Source organism: Lysinibacillus sp. FN11 (genome assembly GCF_024628845.1).
Classification (GTDB): domain Bacteria; phylum Bacillota; class Bacilli; order Bacillales_A; family Planococcaceae; genus Lysinibacillus; species Lysinibacillus capsici.
Genome location: NZ_CP102383.1, coordinates 137420 through 156146, shown reverse-complemented (window position 1 = coordinate 156146; position 18727 = coordinate 137420). Strand labels below are relative to the sequence as shown.

At 35.5% G+C, this 18727-nt stretch carries 18 protein-coding genes and 1 pseudogene; 2 read left to right on the top strand and 17 right to left on the bottom strand.

Annotated features, from left to right (window positions below):
* Positions 1-171: 171 nt before the first annotated feature.
* Positions 172-420, bottom strand: a complete 249-nt coding sequence (locus NP781_RS00685) for an IDEAL domain-containing protein (protein ID WP_004227526.1) — start codon at positions 418-420, stop codon at positions 172-174.
* A 227-nt stretch (positions 421-647) separates the two neighbouring features.
* On the opposite strand from NP781_RS00685, the gene NP781_RS00680 reads away from it, so the two are divergent.
* On the top strand, positions 648-1157 hold the full coding sequence (locus NP781_RS00680) for a competence protein ComK (RefSeq protein WP_131522091.1): 510 nt from the start codon (positions 648-650) through the stop codon (positions 1155-1157).
* A 43-nt stretch (positions 1158-1200) separates the two neighbouring features.
* Here the strand turns inward: NP781_RS00680 and prfB are convergent.
* The 12 genes from prfB to NP781_RS00620 all read right to left on the bottom strand — a co-directional run bounded on the left by prfB (position 1201) and on the right by NP781_RS00620 (position 14512).
* Positions 1201-2305 (bottom strand): peptide chain release factor 2 gene (prfB, locus tag NP781_RS00675; RefSeq protein ID WP_237497242.1). Its coding sequence is split into 2 segments (ribosomal slippage): positions 1201-2229 and positions 2231-2305, totalling 1104 coding nucleotides; the frame shifts between segments, so codons are not numbered across the junction.
* A 122-nt stretch (positions 2306-2427) separates the two neighbouring features.
* Entirely contained in the window at positions 2428-2970 is a 543-nt protein-coding gene (locus NP781_RS00670; protein WP_048392056.1) for a competence protein ComK, read from the bottom strand.
* 329 nt (positions 2971-3299) lie between these two features.
* The gene (gene secA / locus NP781_RS00665; protein WP_221679467.1) at positions 3300-5810 is read right to left on the bottom strand and encodes a preprotein translocase subunit SecA; all 2511 of its coding nucleotides are present in this window, start codon (positions 5808-5810) and stop codon (positions 3300-3302) included.
* Positions 5811-5954: 144 nt separating this feature from the next.
* The gene (gene hpf / locus NP781_RS00660) at positions 5955-6506 is read right to left on the bottom strand and encodes a ribosome hibernation-promoting factor, HPF/YfiA family (protein ID WP_004227537.1); all 552 of its coding nucleotides are present in this window, start codon (positions 6504-6506) and stop codon (positions 5955-5957) included.
* 90 nt (positions 6507-6596) lie between these two features.
* Positions 6597-6980, bottom strand: a complete 384-nt coding sequence (locus NP781_RS00655) for a PilZ domain-containing protein (protein ID WP_257521194.1) — start codon at positions 6978-6980, stop codon at positions 6597-6599.
* 181 nt (positions 6981-7161) lie between these two features.
* Positions 7162-7572, bottom strand: coding sequence for a flagellar export chaperone FliS (gene fliS / locus NP781_RS00650; RefSeq protein ID WP_221679463.1), 411 nt, complete (start codon positions 7570-7572; stop codon positions 7162-7164).
* Between the two features lie 184 nt (positions 7573-7756).
* Positions 7757-8116 carry a flagellar protein FliT gene (locus NP781_RS00645; RefSeq protein ID WP_257521193.1) on the bottom strand — a complete coding sequence of 120 codons (360 nt, stop codon included), beginning with the start codon at positions 8114-8116 and terminating at the stop codon, positions 7757-7759.
* 22 nt (positions 8117-8138) lie between these two features.
* Complete coding sequence (gene fliD / locus NP781_RS00640; protein WP_257521192.1) at positions 8139-10070, bottom strand: flagellar filament capping protein FliD; 1932 nt, start codon at positions 10068-10070, stop codon at positions 8139-8141.
* A gap of 24 nt (positions 10071-10094) precedes the next feature.
* Positions 10095-10481: a flagellar protein FlaG gene (locus NP781_RS00635; RefSeq protein WP_257521191.1), complete on the bottom strand. Its 387-nt coding sequence runs from the start codon at positions 10479-10481 to the stop codon at positions 10095-10097.
* A 656-nt stretch (positions 10482-11137) separates the two neighbouring features.
* Positions 11138-11494: a DUF8042 domain-containing protein gene (locus tag NP781_RS00630; RefSeq protein ID WP_257521190.1), complete on the bottom strand. Its 357-nt coding sequence runs from the start codon at positions 11492-11494 to the stop codon at positions 11138-11140.
* A gap of 107 nt (positions 11495-11601) precedes the next feature.
* A complete protein-coding gene (locus NP781_RS00625; RefSeq protein WP_257521189.1) occupies positions 11602-13302 on the bottom strand; it encodes a phospho-sugar mutase in 1701 nt (566 codons plus the stop codon).
* A complete protein-coding gene (locus NP781_RS00620; RefSeq protein WP_257521188.1) occupies positions 13295-14512 on the bottom strand; it encodes a glucose-6-phosphate isomerase in 1218 nt (405 codons plus the stop codon). The genes NP781_RS00625 and NP781_RS00620 overlap by 8 nt, the downstream gene beginning before the upstream one ends.
* A gap of 155 nt (positions 14513-14667) precedes the next feature.
* Here NP781_RS00620 and NP781_RS00615 point away from each other — a divergent pair.
* Positions 14668-14830: pseudogene (locus NP781_RS00615) on the top strand (IS3 family transposase); the annotation flags it as partial.
* A 289-nt stretch (positions 14831-15119) separates the two neighbouring features.
* Here the strand turns inward: NP781_RS00615 and rfbB are convergent.
* The 4 genes from rfbB to NP781_RS00595 form a co-directional block, all read right to left on the bottom strand.
* A complete protein-coding gene (rfbB, locus tag NP781_RS00610) occupies positions 15120-16166 on the bottom strand; it encodes a dTDP-glucose 4,6-dehydratase (RefSeq protein WP_257521187.1) in 1047 nt (348 codons plus the stop codon).
* A gap of 70 nt (positions 16167-16236) precedes the next feature.
* Complete coding sequence (locus tag NP781_RS00605) at positions 16237-16932, bottom strand: WbqC family protein (RefSeq protein ID WP_257521186.1); 696 nt, start codon at positions 16930-16932, stop codon at positions 16237-16239.
* Positions 16933-17075: 143 nt separating this feature from the next.
* Entirely contained in the window at positions 17076-17771 is a 696-nt protein-coding gene (locus NP781_RS00600; protein ID WP_257521185.1) for a metallophosphoesterase family protein, read from the bottom strand.
* Positions 17752-18723, bottom strand: a complete 972-nt coding sequence (locus NP781_RS00595) for an ATP-grasp domain-containing protein (protein WP_257521184.1) — start codon at positions 18721-18723, stop codon at positions 17752-17754. Before NP781_RS00595 ends, NP781_RS00600 begins: the two co-directional genes overlap by 20 nt.
* Positions 18724-18727 lie beyond the last annotated feature (4 nt).

Sequence of the window (18727 nt, the reverse complement as noted above, 5' to 3'; positions counted from 1 at the left end):
ACCGGCTCTCACTTTTTTTATAAACAGCGTCTCAAACTTTTTAAATGACTTTCCACATTCTATAAGCAAAACCACTTCTTCTAACCAAAACATACACTCCTCACATCCACTGCAACTATTTTCAAAAGCAAAAAAAATCCCCCTCTCCAATAGATATGGAGAGCGGGTTCGTCAATATGATTCATCTTCTGTTTGCTGTAAGGAAGTTAGTTCGGATGCGTATTGATAAAATGCGTTTTCATCTTTTTCATCGAGTGCTCTATCTATCAGAACCATGAGCTGCTCTTGCCGATGCATACGCTGGATACGATTTAAAAATAAATCTAAATAAATCTCGTTTAATAATTTCTCTGCCTCATCAACTTTTTTCGACTGACCAACGGCTTTCAGAAAATCTGTATACGAATAATATTTATCCAACGATCTCACCTCGATCCTTTTCTAAATTATATGAAAATTGAAATTAAAAAGCAATGCTTACGATTCGAAAATATCTTGGATTAGCTATTAATCAATTGATATTTAGAGCAAATTCTCTAGGCGTTTCGCGCTTTTCTGAACGATTTTCAACTATTTCATTTAATTTAAGAAAGTCATATTCTGTTTTACACTACCGTTATCACTAGAAAAAAGGAGGCACTCCCTATATGACAACTAACTTTGTAAACGGCTACTTAATGTCATTCAATACTTATTTACTGCAACCTATTCAGCATGACTCCAAAGTCTTCACGCATGTGATTGATAAGCATAATGAGCTGATTGTTACACGCAAACCGATGCATGTCCTTCGAAAATCCTGTCTCTCATTAGGATCAACTTATGAAGCCGCAAAACAATCGGCTAAACGTTTTTTCGGCAATCAACACAAGCTACCAATCGTCGTGGCCTTTGATTACGGTTATCCCTGTATTTTTCTGCCAACTTATTCACCCAGCTCCATTCACAATATATGGATAGGGCTTCATGCAATTATTAATATTACACCTAGTGAAATGGGGTGTATTGTAACGTTAAAAAATAATAAACAAATCGAACTACCGATTCGATATGCTTCCATTAGTAAACAATTTCTTAACGCTTCTATGCTGTATAAATATTACATGAATGAACGAAAACAGCTTAGCCAAGATGCACCCTATCATCCACCCTTTTAACAAAAATTCCCCAAGAGTATCTCACTCTTGGGGAATCTGGGTATTAATTTATTTTTGAACGTAAATAGGCATTAATAAATGGATCTAAATCGCCATCCATCACAGCACCCACATTACCTGTTTCTTCATTTGTACGATGATCCTTCACCATCGAGTATGGATGGAAGACATACGAACGAATTTGGGAGCCCCAGCCTATTTCTTTTTGTTCACCGCGTATTTCATCTAATTGCGCCTGCTGTTTATCAAGTTCTAATTGATATAGCTTCCCTTTTAACATCGTCATCGCTTTTTCACGGTTTTTAATCTGTGAGCGCTCAGCTTGACATTGTACGATCGTACCAGTAGGAATATGCGTAATACGAACGGCAGAATCTGTGGTATTAATATGCTGACCACCTGCACCTGTTGCACGATACGTATCAATTTTTAAATCCTCTGTACGAATATCGATTTCAATATTGTCGTCAAACTCTGGCATAACATCACAGGAAACGAAAGACGTATGACGGCGGCCAGACGAATCGAATGGAGAAATACGTACTAGACGATGCACACCTTTTTCCGCTTGTAAATAACCGAAAGCATTGTGACCTTTAATTGACAATGTTACAGATTTAATCCCAGCTTCATCTCCTGGTAGATAGTCCACTGTTTCCACTTTAAATCCACGCTTCTCAGCCCACCGTGTATACATACGTAATAGCATTGAACCCCAGTCCTGTGACTCCGTACCACCAGCACCAGGATGCAACTCTAAAATGGCATTGTTTTGATCGTATGGGCCACTTAGCAGTAATTGAAGCTCAAAATCAGCCATCTTTTGTTGAAATTCTGCTAGTTCTTTGCCTAATTCTTCTTGTAATTCTTCGTCTGGTTCTTCACGCAAAAGTTCCAGTGTCATATCTAAATTTTCATGTGTTTCCACTAAATCTTTATATTCATTGACTATCGCTTTTAAGCCATTTCCTTCATTGATAATCACCTGAGCACCCTGCTGATCATCCCAAAAGCCTGGCTCTAGCATCATTTCATCTAGCTCCTGAATACGTGCCTCTTTGTTCTCTAAGTCAAAGAGACCCCCTAAAGTCCGCCAATTTTTTGGCTGTAGTGTCTAATACATTGCGTACATCTGCTAATTCAATCATCGTTAAATCCTCCGAACGTTAGTCATGAAGCTAACACTTTATTCATAAAGCTCCGTATCTTTTTATTATAACGTTTTTAGAAACGAAAACATACTATCTAGCAGATGTTTTGTGGAATTAAGTCAACTATCCTGCGTCTCGTCCTCAAACATATTCTTGGCAAGACGTTGAAATACTTTCACACGGTCATACTGAACAAGTAAATATTTTGTTCGTTTCTCTAGTCTATATTTTAATAAAAAAGCTCTTTGAATCCGAGACTCTAACGCATTGACACTGACATCCACAATAAATTCCTTGCCATTCATAAAAGTAACCTTTGTCCTCTTTTTATCCACAGCGACATAGTCATCTATATGATGAACAGCGAACCAGATACAGTCAGGATGTAAAGGAGACCTACTAGGAAACCATAAAATATTACAACGTTCGTGCACGACGATAGGATTTTTATTAAGCTTGCCTAGGATCATTTTCGAACCATCGAACGCTCCTCTTAAACTAGAACCAAAATAACGCAGATTAAAGTCCAATAATTTCGTTGGTGGTAGCGTAGATATATACTCATTATTTTTCTCATACACCTGCGTACATAAATTTCCAAAGGAATCATACACAGGCATATACATCATTGTTTCACTATTCATAATATCTTTTTTATGCATCTATAGTCCCCCTTTATACATTTTATGTTGCTTCCAGTCAAAATAAAAAGGAATATACTAAATATGCGTACATTCCCGCTATTTTCAATGAGTAAGATTGCTTGAAAATTCCGATCCTCCTTAAGACTTAGTATCACCATCAAAAATTCAGGATAATAATAGGATCAATAACTTGTACTATATACCTATTATTACAGCTATTGTATACCCATATTTTTCAATTGTCTATAAATTCTGACTTTTTATACTAAAATTTCTTCATTTTTGAGTTATTTTACAAAGAAAAAATCATTTCAACACGTAGTTAAAATGATTCTTTCACCTAGATATTATTGAGCTGTGCCATGACAGTTTTTAAATTTCTTACCGCTACCACAAGGACATAAATCATTACGGCCAATGTTTTCAGCTTTACGTACTGGTTGCTTTTTCGGCGCAGTGCCACCTTCTTCTTTTGGATTAACAGCCTGCCCCTTAGCCACCTCTTCACGCTCCAGATTATTGCGGATTTCTGCTTTCATCGCATATTTCGCAACATCCTCGCGAATAGAGGCTACCATATCCTCAAACATTGCAAAGCCTTCTTGTTGATATTCACGAAGAGGATCGTTTTGACCATAAGCACGCAGATGGATACCTTGACGTAGTTGATCCATTGCATCAATATGATCAATCCATTTTGTATCGATTGATCGTAATAAAATAACCTTTTCAAACTCACGCATACGCTCTGGTGTCAGTTCTGCCTCTTTTTCATCATAACGAACATGAACAGCATCAGAGATTAGCTGATTAATATCTTCAGCAGACTTGCCTTGGAAATCAGATACTTTAAGTTGACCTTCCTCTAAAAGATTAGCCGCTACAAAGTCTTCAATAGCCTTTAGGTTCCAATCCTTCTGTTCACCTTGAGTATACAGGCTAACAACATTATCGATTGTTTCTTGAATCATAGACTCAACAAGCACACGCATATTTTCTGTTTCTAGTACATCATAACGCTCTTTATAAATAATCTCACGTTGCTGACGTAGTACATCGTCATATTGTAATAAGCGTTTACGCGCATCAAAGTTATTACCTTCGACACGTTTCTGCGCTGATTCTACAGCTCTCGACACAACTTTAGATTGCAATGGCTGGGAATCATCCATACCTAAGCGCATCATCATCGACTTCATATTATCAGAGCCAAAACGACGCATTAAATCATCCTCTAAGGATAGGTAGAATTGTGTAACCCCTGGATTCCCTTGACGACCAGAACGTCCACGAAGCTGATTATCAATACGACGTGATTCATGTCGCTCTGTACCGATTACCGCTAAACCGCCAATTTCGAGTACTCCTTCGCCAGGTTTAATATCTGTACCACGTCCAGCCATGTTAGTTGCAATTGTCACTGCACCCTTTGTACCAGCGTTCGCAATGATTTCAGCTTCACGTTCATGATTTTTCGCATTTAATACATTATGAGGAATTTTATGTTTATCCAATAGTTTAGAAATAATCTCAGACGTTTCAATAGCAACTGTACCAACAAGAACAGGTTGACCAGCTCTATGACGCTCTGCGATATCAGCAGCAACTGCTTTATATTTCCCTTCCATCGTTGCAAAAATCAAGTCAGCACGATCATCACGAGCAATCGGTTTATTCGTCGGAATAGCGACAACATTCATATTGTAAATATTACGGAATTCCTCTTCCTCTGTTTTCGCTGTACCTGTCATCCCTGCAAGCTTTTGATACATACGGAAGTAGTTTTGGAAGGTAATTGTCGCCATTGTCATCGATTCATTTTGAATCTCAACGCCTTCTTTAGCCTCAATCGCTTGGTGTAAGCCATCAGAATAACGACGACCCTTCATCAAACGACCAGTAAAGCCATCAACGATCACAATTTCGCCATCCTGCACAACATAATCGACATCATTATGCATACTAACATGCGCCTTTAATGATTGATTGATCGCATGATTTAAACGAACATGCGTCAAATCAAATAGATTATCGATGCCAAATGCTTTTTCTGCCTTTTCCACACCTGCATCTGTTAACGTAACACCTTTTGTTGACTCTTCATACGTATAGTCTGTCTCTGCATTTAACATACGCACAAACGCATTAGACTGTTTATAAAGCTGTGCTGATTTCCCAGCTTGACCCGAAATAATTAATGGCGTACGCGCTTCATCAATTAAGATCGAGTCCACCTCATCAATGACAGCATAGTGCAATGGACGTTGGACACGTTCCTCTTTGTAAAGCACCATGTTATCACGTAAGTAGTCAAAGCCTAGCTCATTGTTTGTACTATACGTAATATCAGCCTCATAAGCAGTACGTTTTTCATCTTTTGAAAGGCTATTCAGATTAAGCCCAACAGATAAGCCTAAGAAATTATAAAGTTGTCCCATTTCAGCAGCATCACGACTCGCTAGATATTCGTTGACTGTTACAACATGTACACCTTTACCAGTGATCGCATTTAAATAAACAGCCATTGTCGCTGTTAAAGTTTTACCTTCCCCGGTTTTCATTTCCGCGATATTCCCCTCATCAAGAGCAGCTGCCCCCATGATTTGAACGCGGAATGGGTACATCTCTAATACACGTTTTGCCGCTTCTCGACAAACAGCAAACGCTTCGGCACGAATCGACTCTAAATGCTCACCCTCAGCGTAGCGCTTTTTAAATTCATCTGTTTTCGCTTGTAGTTGATCATCTGAAAGCTGTTCCATTTGAGAAGCGAATCTCTCAACTTGGTCAGCGATTTTTTCTAATTTTTTTAGCTCACGTTTATTGAAATCAAATAATTTATTTAATAGGTTTGCCATGAATGTTTTTCACTTCCTATATAGATTCAACTTTCATTTTACCATTGTGTAACAGTTTCATGCAAACTGTCACCCCGGCTACATATGATTGTCATACCAAAAAAAGGCCCTCGCCATCGCGAGAGCCTTCGTCATCATGAAGTTTTAAGTAGTTTCAATTAAGCCATATTTTCCATCTTTACGTTTATATACAATATTTGTGCCGTTCGATTCAGCATCTGTAAAGACATAGAAATCATGTCCAAGCATATTCATTTGTAGAACTGCCTCTTCTTGATCCATCGGTTTTAAATCAAATTGCTTTGTACGAACAATTGAGTATTCTTCTTCCTCTGACACAGCATCAGCGGCTGCTTGAGTAGTAGCAAAATAAAGGCCTGCACCTTCACGCTCGCGGAATTTACGGTTTACTTTTGTTTTATGCTTGCGGATCTGACGCTCTAATTTATCAACAATTAGATCAACAGCAGCATACATATCATTATGACGCTCTTCAGCACGAAGAGTTAGATTCTTCATTGGAATAGTGACTTCCACTTTCGTTTGTTTGTCATTGTAAACCTTTAAATTGACATTAGCGTTGGCATTAACATCTTCGTTAAAATAGCGTTCAACTTTATCGATTTTGTTCTCAACATACTCTCGAATAGCTGGAGTTACCTCAATATTTTCACCACGAATGTTAAAGTTTAACATGTAAACTCCTCCTTTATAACTGCTATACTATCTATTTCTACACAAGTGTGTGAAATTCCTCTAAAATCATTCTTTTTTTTACAAAAATTTTTATAAATTATTATTTTGTTTTTTCGCTTCAGCTGCTTCCTTTTTTCGTCGAAGCTTTAGCTCTTCAATAATCAAATCTTCCACGGGTCCTTGATTATTGAAATAGATGCCGTATTGCTTGCCATTCCCAAATGGACGACTCCAAATTACTTCTCCATAAGCGCGAACTTCTTGTGTATCAAGCACAAAATGGATATCTAATGGAGGAGGGTTTATACCTAAATCCACTTCCGTAAACATCTTCAACCCACGTGGACTAATATCCAACAAGTCAGCCATAGCCGTTTGGCCATGATTGACCTTTCCATTCTCATAAATAGCAAAAGTTATTTGAATAGGCTCCTTAAATTTAAATCGGAAACCTTCTTGACGCTTAAAGATCATATTCCCACCCCAGTACTCTTTTAAACATGTTTATTGCTTTGATTATGCCATGATGCCCAACTAACAGCCACAGGGAATAAGTAACATATTTTACCTTTGTATGGCCTAATTTATGACTATTTCGTGATCATAACGATTTAACAAAAAAGAGACCATCACTTTCGATGGTCTCTAATTGTGTCTAAATTTGTCCGCTGTTTCCCTGACCAAATTGCTGTTGTCGATTAATGCGAATTACTTCCTTCCACGTATCGCGAAATTCTGTCACAAATCCTTCCACTTCCTCAATAATGGCAACATCATTTTGAATGTTGGCTTCAATTAAACGACGATTTAAAAATTCGTAAAGAGGTAGCAATTGCTTGGAAACCTCAACGTCCATATTGAGTGTTGACATCAGTTCACCGATAATGGATTGTGCTTTTTGAAGGTTCGTATTTTTTTCTTGAATATTCTTTTCTTGAATAGCTAGTTTCGCCTTATGCAAGAATTTTAGGCATCCATTATAAAGCATTAATGTTAGTTCGCCAGGTGAAGCAGTAGTCACACTATTTTGTTTATATGCATTTTGTGCTGTTAAATTTGCTGCCAATAAAGGACAACTCCTTTGATAGGTTACTTATTTACTAGTTTAAACCATTTTACGAAGAAAAGCTATTTGATCAATTACGTCTAGTCGTAATTGTGTCTGGATTTTGAAGTGTGGACACAATTCCTTCGAGGTTCGATCTTCCATTCAACTGGCGATTTCCTTTATGCTGAATGAAGGAAATCTATTAATTCTTTTTGTCATAATATATCCCATCCATTACACGAATATTCGAATAAGGATTGAAATATTGCTGTTCACTTTTTTTCGTTTTTTGTAGGTTTGCCATATCTTGTTTGACTGCATCCATAACAACTGCTAACCGCTCTTTAATGCCATTATCTAGTTCCAATAGTGTACGATGAATTCTATTTTGTTCATCGAAACGAAATCCTTCCTTCATTAGGTCTTCCATAATCGTACCACGCTTGTCCAACATGCTGTTAATCGTGACGATAAATTCGTCTCGTTCTTCACCTTTTGGAATTTCACCCAAATGCTTAAATAAATTAGCTGACGTTTGCAATAATTGATCTATGTGTTGCATAGTACACTCCTATTCTAGCTAATTAGTTGCCACCAGCAAATTGCATGAACATACCAGATTGTTGATTTGCTTTATTAATTGCTTGTTCCATAGCCGTGAATTGTTTCCAATATCGAGATTCAATGTTTTCCAGTTTTAGTTTCCAAGTGTCAATACGTTTATCCATATCAATAAGATTTTTACCAATAGAGTATTGACTGTCAGTCATTGTTGCACGACCAGCTTTACTTTCTATCTTTTTACCAAATTCATCCATAGCACTACGTAATCTAACAATAACTCCACGTGTATCCGTACCATCCGCTTTCTTTTCACCCGTTTGTGTTAAAGTACTCATTACACGATCTGGATCGTCTGCTAATGCTTTACGTAACTTATTTTCATCAATTTGTAACTTACCACCGTCATTATAGGACTTTGTTGTTGTAATACCCATTTCTGCTAAAGTATCAATGACATTATCACCTAGACCATCAACATGTCCACCAAGAGCACTACGCATATCACTTAAACCTTGTCGTAGCATGGCATCGCTTCGTAAGAGCCCACTCTTCGCTTTTTCATCCCACATTTTTTGCTCAGTTTCAGTCATTTCTTTACGTTGTTCATCTGTTAAAGGCATGTAAGAGCGATATTTAGTTTCTTTTAACTGATCATTAATACCAGCTATAAATTCATTGTATTTATTGACAAATTCTTTAATTTTATCAACCATATGATTAATATCGTTAGTTGATTTTACTGACACTGTGTTGGCAGGATCAATTCCACCTTTATTGAATTCACCATTTAATGTAATTTCATATCCTGAAACATTTACCAGATTAGAAGTACTTTCCATATCTAATCCATTGATAGTGTATTTCGCATTTTGTCCTTCTGTACCACCACCAAATTTTGTTAAATCAAATGTATCAATATCATTACCATCTTTATCCTTAGTCTTTCCATCAGGTGCAGCACCGAATCCTAACGCATTGAGCATATTCGTAGCATCATTGTTATCGCCTTTTAAAAGCTGAATACTACTTGTACTTCCGCCTTTTACCTCACCAGAATTATTAGCACTCATTGTCAACTTACCATTAGAAAATAATGCCGTTACGCCAGCTCCCGAGCGATTTAAGCTAGTAATAAAGGAATCCAGTGTGTCGGATTTATTGAAAGAAATCTTAGTTTGTTTAGTTTCTCCATTTGCTTGAATAACATTAAGTGTTATAGAGCCGTTTTCTAACCCTAGCTCCCCTAATCTCGTGCTGCCATTCGGAGTGACTCCAAACCCTGGGCCGCCATCAACAAATTGTGAATCACTAACGCCATTTGACGAAAAATTTAATACTTCAGCATTTGTTTGACTAATAACTGTGACATTATTTCCAGCCATTGAAATTTGACCAGTCGCTGCATTAAAGGAAGCATTGGATACACCTACATCCTTTAATTTTTGTACAAAATCTGATATTTTATCAGTTGGTTCAAATGTAACTGTTTTTTCTGTAGCATTTCCCTTATCATCTGTTATTTTTAATTTTAACTCACCTTGTGATGCAATACCTATCTCACTTAGTATATTATTTTCTCCTGCAATTTTACGTTGAGTGTTACTAACATTTACAACATCTGTTTTTGCATTCGACGCTAGTTGTGACACTTGTTGAATTTCTAGATTACCAGATGCTCCTGCGCCTGCTTTTACCGATACTTTATCGCTACTTCCACCACTCACAGAAGCTGTTTTCTTCATAAAATTACTAGATAGAATGATGTTATCAAATGAGTAGTCATTAAATGTCTTCATTTTTGTATTAATTGAACGATAAGCGTCTCGTTGCCATTCAGCAATTTGTTTTTTCTGATATAATTTATTTAATGGAGCTCTTTCTGCAGTCATTAATTTTGCAACCATACTATCTATATCCATACCTGATGCTAATCCGCCAATTCGTGTTACCATAATGTTTCCTCCTAATTACAATAATTATATTTTTTCGTCTACAATAATCCCAAGCATCTTTTGCATCTCATAAAAAGCATCTAATAAACGCTTTGGTGGAATTTCCTTAATAACTTCTTCTGTGTCTCTATCAACTATTGTTACATAATAACGTTCTAACCCTTCATGAAACATAAATTTTGAAGCACTATGATTTGTTTCTAACATATCGTTCATAGTAGAGATTGCTTGTTGTAAAACTTTTTTTGTACTCTCCTCATTCTCTGGAGATAATACTGGTTCATTCTGGGTTGGACTATTAGAAGTAATCTCAATTGCCTCAGTATTATTTTCTTCCATAGCTTTTTCGTAAGTCATAGTTTTATTTGGAGTAGCCGCTAGATCAATCGAACTCTGTCCTGTAATTCGCATATTAAAAACCCTCTCCTATTAAAATCATTTTATAGTAATTATAATATCGGCTTAATTTACATATAATGTAGAAGTATTAGTAACTAAAATTCGACATGTTCATTGAAAAACATAAATTATTTCATTTCATTGTTTTTTCTATACTATAGTCATGAGTATCTGGAGTTAGGAGATTAGGTTTTTATTTTTATTGTTATTTTGAATATTTATCGGAATTTCCCACTAAAAATTAATAGATATTTATGTATGACACAAACTCGCTAAATATTAACAACAAAAAAAACCTTTGACATTGGTACAATTACATACCGTTGTCTAAGGTACTTTATCTTTAAAGATACTTATTTTGCTTCAATTATTCTTCGTTAACAATAGACAAAATGGTAAATTATTTCGTTTATCGCCATGCACGATTGTATTGACTGTTTTAACTGAACATTTAACTTTTTGATTTCCACCTAAGGAAAGCATATGCGACTAATGATTTCCTCTCGTCTAGAGTCTCTTGGGTCTTCTAAAATACTATCTTGTTTCACAATTAAAACTTTCTCCAAGAAACTGTTTTCAATCTCCCTCTTTACAGTCCATATTGATCCTTTCCAAAAGAGAAATGCTTATGTATATATTAGAATGAGTAAACGCACAAATTCATTAATTTAGTTTTGTACCTTTTCGAATGTCCATTCAGAAGCACTTTCAAACATTGGGCCGATTTCATATTCAAATAAGTCAGCTACTGTAACAAAGTCACCAATTTCTAATGCTTCGTTCACTTCATTTAACATGTCCACAACTTCTTTCAATCTACTATTTACTCGAAAGAAGTTTTCTGCCATATGCTGTTCTACAGATACAAGCCAAGCAATTCCTTCACTTAGATTGGCAATCACCTCAAAAGCTTCCGCCTGTTTACCTCCACGCAAGTAGTCAGCTATTTGTTGGCAACCACCTTTTATTTTAACGACATAGTCGTAATAAGATTGTTGAGTTTCCATTAATAATTCGTTTTGCATCATAAATTCCTCCAGTTGTTCTTTATTCTATTATATCGGTTTATGTTTATTTTTATATAGCCTTTATATCTACAACCGGTAATTGCCTCGTAGATTCGGTAAAAGTGCTAAATAGGAGCTATTAATTTCGCTAGAAGTGCTTGTAATGATTGTTCTATTTGTTGAATAGTTTGGTGAGCAGTTGCTTCATTCTCATTTCGAACGCCAATATAAAATTTACATTTCGGTTCCGTTCCAGAAGGTCGAATACAAATCCAACTACCATCTTTAAGAATATATTTCAGGACGTCCGCTTTTGGTAAGGCGAGTATAGCTTCTTTACCCTTCACTTGACCGCTCTGATAGTCTTCAAATCGTATAACTTCAATGTCAGCAAAGTACTTTGGCTGATTTTCACGGAAAGTATGCATAATTGACGAAATCATTTGCTGTCCTTGCAATCCGTCAAATGTAAAAGAAATTAACTTTTCTTGAAAGTAACCAAACTGCTCATATAACATTTCAAGTGCGTCAAGTAAGCTTTTATTCTGCTCTTTATAAAAAGCAACCATTTCAGCAGTCAATAATGCAATTTGTACAGCATCTTTATCACGTACAAAATCTCCCGCTAGGTAACCGTAACTTTCCTCGTAGCCAAACAAAAAAGTATGACTCCCTGTTGCTTCAAACTCTGCGATTTGTTCTGCAATATATTTAAAACCGGTTAATGTATTTATTGTTGTTACACCGAACGAATCCGCAATCATTGTTCCTAGTTCTGAAGTCACAATCGTTTTTATCATTGCTGCATTCGCTGGTAATGTTCCGTTTTCTTTATGCGTTTTTAAAATGTAATAAAGTAATAAAGCACCAAGCTGATTACCTGTTAATAGCTTATATTTGTCACCACTCCAAATAGCAACGCCGAGGCGATCAGCATCTGGATCTGTTGCAAGTAGAAGATCGGCATTTACTTTTTGCCCAAGTTCAATAGACATTTTAAACGCAACTGATTCTTCTGGATTAGGATAGGCCACTGTCGGAAACTCACCGTCCTGCTTCGCTTGCTCCGTTACAATATGTACATTCGTAAAACCAAATTCCTTTAATCCACGCATTGTAGGTACTAACCCCGCTCCATGAAGTGGCGTATACACAATGGAGACATCCTTTTGTACAGTTGGCCGCAAACTTAGTTTCTTTAGCGCTTGAGCATAACTGTCATCTAGGTTATCTAATATTTCGACGCAGTAACCTGATGTTGGTAGTTCTGATTTTTCTAATGAATTAATTTCAAAAATATCTTCCACATCATTCATGTATGCTTCAATTTGATTCGCAATCTGTGGTGTTAATTGCGCCCCATCCTCACCGTATACTTTAAAGCCGTTGTACTGCTTTGGATTATGGCTCGCTGTAATGACCACACCTGCAAAGGCAGCTAAATAGCGCACCCCAAAGCTTAACTCAGGCGTCGGACGGCTCTCACTAAAGACATAGCTTTGAATACCATGTGATGCTAGCACACCTGCTGTTTCGTAAGCAAATTCCTTTGAGAAATGGCGCGTGTCATATGCAATGACAACGCCGCGTAATTTCGCATTGTCTCCCTGTGCTGCAATTTGGCGTGCAAGCCCTTCTGCAACTAGGCGAATTGTGTGCACATTTATGCGATTTATCCCCGCCCCAAGTTTACCACGTATACCGCCTGTTCCAAATGGGATTATTTGGTAGAAACGTTCGGTGATTTCAGCAGTGTTACCTTTAATGGCTGTTAGTTCTTCGATATAATTTGATTTCTCTAGCCACCTATGATATTGCTCATACATTGACTTTCACCACATTTTCTTTTAATAATTCCAACATTTTTGATTTGTAAGCTTCAACACCTGGTTGATCAAACGGATTGACTTCTAATAAGCTTGCACTAATTACACAAGCTTTCATAAAGAACATCATTAAGTAGCCAACATGATAAGCATCAAGCCTTGGTAGTTCAATTTTAAGTACAGGTACTCCGCCTTCTTCATGCGCCAATGCCACCCCATCCTTAGATGTCGCATTAATATCATTTAGTGAACGACCTGCTAAATAATTGAGTCCATCTAAATCATCTAGCGAAAATGGAATTTCTAGATCCTCCTCAATTTCATCAAAATGAACAAGCGTTTCAAACATAATTCGGCTACCTTCTTGAATAAATTGACCAATTGCATGTAAATCTGTTGAGTAATTAACAGTTGAAGGATAAAGCCCTTTATATTCTTTTCCTTCACTTTCACCAAATAACTGCTTCCACCACTCATGTAACTTGTTTAAACGTGGTTCAAAAGAAGCTAACAATTCTACTGAATAACCTTGTTTATACAATTCATAACGAGCAAGTGCATAACGGTATGCATCATTTTCTTTTAGATTTTCACTAGAAAAATCCTCTTCTGCCTGCTTTCCTCCACGTATGAATGCTTCAATATCAATACCAGCAACAGCTATTGGTAACAGCCCTACCGGTGTAAATACCGAATAACGTCCACCAACATCTGTAGGCACATTCAACTGATGGTAGCCTTCCTTTTCTGCTATTCTCTTTAAAATACCTTTTTCAGAGTCTGTCGTCACAATAATTCTTTGCTGAGATTCATGACCATACCTAGACACCATATATTCTTTTATTACTCGGAAAGCAAGTGCAGGTTCCATAGTAGAACCTGATTTTGAAATGACATTCACATATACTTCTTTTGAGTCTAAATAGGTAAGTAGCTGATTTAAATACGTACCACTCATGTTATTTCCAGCATATAAAATTTCTATATCATTTTTTTTACGGAAATATGGCGTAAGTGCATCTATTACAGCGCGAGCCCCAAGAAATGAGCCGCCTACTCCTATGACTATTAGGATTTGAGTTTTAGTCATAATTTCAGAAGCTAACTGATGAACTTCATGTAAATCATCAACAATAAAACGCTTATGTGGAGTAACAATATCTAATGGATATTCTATTTTATTGATTAATCTATTATTGAATGTTAGCATAATGACCTCTGTATTTTTAAAATTAATCAAGTAGAAGGGAGCGACTAACTCCCTTCCTCTCATATCACCGTACATACTGATTCGTATACGGCGGTTCCATAAAGTATGACAGACAGCATCTCCCTGTCCGTTTACCCACAGATATAGGCTCATAATATACAAGCGCAGTCTTCTTAAAGAAATATGAAATAATCCCGTCATTCAGCCGAAAAAAATGCGTGCATCGAATCTTTTCACGCAGTATCGAAAAAAGAAGAAGTGTATCAAACCCACTATGACAGCTTTGAAATGGTGCGTGTTGTCTTATTTAAATACATCGCGACCTAATACATTAGCAAATAAACCCACTTTGGCATTTATTATTTCACACCCGATGAATAAGAAAAAATGAGCCTTACAGTATCGTGAAAACAAGGGGGAAAAGAAATTTACCCCACAAGATATTTCGTGAGCAACATATATATTTTGTCGCTCAACATCCTGGGTAGTTTGCCCAAAGGCTCTTTACCTTAGCCGACTACCCAGGATGTGAAACACTCCAAAAGTGGGCGTTTCGCAACACAAAAAAGAAACTTGAAAGCGTATAAACCTTGACGCAGACCAGCATTTATACTTTTTTATTATTATTTTTCATTAAATAATATTTAATCGTAATATCTATAGCTTCTTTAAAAGAATACACCGGTGACCATGCCAATTCATTTCTAATCTTGCTTGCATCTATGGCATACCTAAAATCATGTCCTGCACGATCTTCTACAAAAGTTATTAATTCTTTGAATGATGCAAGTTCACTATTACTAAGCATATCTTTACATTTGTCATCCAAAAGCTCACATATTGTTGTTGCAATTTCAATATTTGTCCGCTCGTTATTACCACCTATTAAATAGGTTTCACCAGCTACTCCATTTTGAAATACTAAATCAATTGCTCTACAATGATCTTCTACATATAACCAGTCCCTAACATTATTACCTTTTCCGTAAATAGGTATTTCCTCAAAAGATAATACTTTTTGTATAATTGTTGGAATTAACTTTTCCTGATGTTGCTTAGCTCCAAAATTATTCGAACAATTAGTCGTTACAACATTCATGCCGTATGTATGATAATAACTACGTACTAACATATCAGATGCTGCTTTACTTGCTGAATAAGGACTGTTTGGTGCATATGGCGAAAATTCTGTGAAATATCCTACTGCTCCAAGTGTTCCGTATACCTCATCAGTCGATACATGATGAAAACGTGCATGTTCAAATTGCTTTTTATAGCGATTTGGTGCCTCCATCCAAAAATTTCGAGCTACATCAATTAGATTGAAAGTTCCATTCACATTTGTTTCTACGAAAGTACCGGGATTTTTAATAGAATTATCTACATGTGACTCAGCTGCAAAATGGATTACACCATCAAATTGATATTGTTTAAATAAGCTTTCAATTAGTACTCGATCGCAAATGTCTCCATGAATAAAATGATAATTTTGATAATCTTCAACTTCACTTAAATTATTTAAATCACCTGCATAGGTAAGTAAATCTAAATTAATAATATTGACATCTAAATACTTATCAAGCATGTAATGAATAAAATTTGAACCTATAAATCCTGCACCACCAGTGACTAATAGATTTCGTTGTAAATTCATAACGCAGAGGCACCACCCTAATTAATGATATTTAGAGAAACAAATTACCTTATGTATAATCAGAAATATTCTATCTCTTTGTAATATATTCTTTTGAACGCTCGAATCCTACGTTAAAAAATAAATCAATTATACTAACTCCGTGTACAAACTCTCCAAATTGTTGATTATATATCGGATATCCCTCGTAGCTCATCCACTCTACATTAACTCCATTTGCATTAAACAAATTTTCATCCAGATATGCTCTGGCAGCCGGACCTGAAACATAATGTGTAGTTTCAGTAGCCTTACAAATATCTAACAACCTTAAATTGCGGTCGCTAGATACATCAAATTCCGAAGAATCTCTAATAGTCGTACTGATATTTAGAATACTACTAAATTTTTTTATGAATAATAAATTTATATCCGAAAGTTTTATTAAACTTCTGCACTCTAAATAGACTTCTTCAAGAAATGCTATGACCTCATCATAAAATGGACTTTTAATATAGTTTTGCTTTACTAAAGATAAATGACTATTTATCCAAGAATCAGAAACAACCTCTATTGAATCAATATTATCGAAAAAACAACCTTTTTGTTTTACAGGGATAGTTATCCATTTCAATCCATTTGGAGTTTTAATATAATTTCTATTTCGCCAATCACGTTTTGTATATTGAACGGAATCCAGTATTATAAATTCATCAACACTATTTATTAAATCAAAATAGCCTTTCCATGGAATATAATTTGACTGCAAAATAGCTAATTTCTTCATTAAACATCACCACTCCATAATTCCATAAAATACACTATACAACAATACATCCTTTTATTTATCCCTCCACCTATGTACTTTAGCCGTTAACGCTAAACAAGACTAGGATTCTATGGATTTGAATACTTATATCAGATACTAAATCATTCATTAATTATCTTCACACTTGATTTTTTCCCACCAATCCTAGTACCTTGATAAAGATTCTCATAAAAAAAAGATTCAAATCCATTATTCTTCATCTTTTTAGCAATACTATCAATATCGTATTTTACTCTTTTCAAAAGAATATTTTCTCCATCCAAAATCGCATAGGATGCTCTGGCATCTCCATCTCTTGGTTGTCCAACTGAACCAGGATTACAATAAACTTTTTCATTAAAATCAACTAACGTTTGTACATGTGTATGACCTGAGAAGAAAAATTTCCCTGCTATTTCTGAAAAATAACTTAAGGAAATGCTATACAAGTATTCATCTATAGGATCTTTCCATCCACCATGAATAAAATTTATGTCCCCCATCGTTAAATATTCCCTAGAATTTTCCAACCATTCCCTATTTTCTTCTTTAAGAATAGCAGATTGAAATTCTATACAACGATTAGCAGAATTAGAGCGTGGACAACCAGTTCCTTGAATTAAGTACTGGTCATGATTTCCTAGCAAATTTATTACGTTCCTACCACGTAATTCTTCAATGCACTCATTAATCATACAATAATATCCAGCTACATCACCTAAGCATATAATTTGTTCACAACCTACTTCATCAATATTCTCCAAAACTCTTTTTAATGCTGGATAATTTCCATGTACATCAGATATTATTGCTATCATAAATTATCAAATCCTTAACGTACCTTACTGCAGAGCCTTTTTTGATTTCACGTAATAAAGGCACTTCCCCTCTTAAATAATACTCAATACACATTTCTGCCTCATTAAAACCAAAAGAATTTCGAATTGAAGTAGATGAAGAAATTCTCGGATTAATTTCTAATAGCAAGAATTCCCCCTGATGTTTACGAAATTGGAAATTAGTTGGACCGATTGGTTTAAATATTGAAACTAATTGATCTACAATTTGATTCAACTCTACAATGTCAACAACTTTTGCCTTTGAGGTTGCACCATCTGATCCTAATACTCTTTGTAACGATAACTTTTGTGCACTTTGTCCATCTCCTAATCCAAATACTCCTACCGTATACTCTGAATTAGTATTTCCAACAATTTGTTGAACCATAAAGTTATCTTTCATTTTCAACTTCCAATAGTCATAATCTATACGATTTTCTATTTGATGAATACCTTTTGAAGCATATGATCTTCTTGGCTTTAATAACATCGGAGTCTTTAACTGATTTTCTATTTCATAGAAATCTCCATCAATGTATGTTTTTATTACAGGTATTTTATTCTCAACTAATTGAAGATGAGTATTCCACTTATCATTAGCAATCTGTATTAACTCTATATTATTTAAAGCGAATTCCACATCTAAGTGTTTAAATTTGTCAAATTCCTTTACTATTCTATTAATATCCTGTTCTATACCCGGAATAACTAAGTTAATATTATATTCTTTAATAGTTTTAATTAAAAAATTCGGATACTCTTCATGACTGGCCATTACTCCCGGTACAAATGCATCGCACCATTCTTTTCCTACAGCATCATTGTAAATATCAGTTCCTATTATATTTACTTTAAAATTTGAAGATCTTAATGATTGTATAATCCCGTATCCGATAATTGCACCAACACCTGTAACTAGAATATTATACATACTA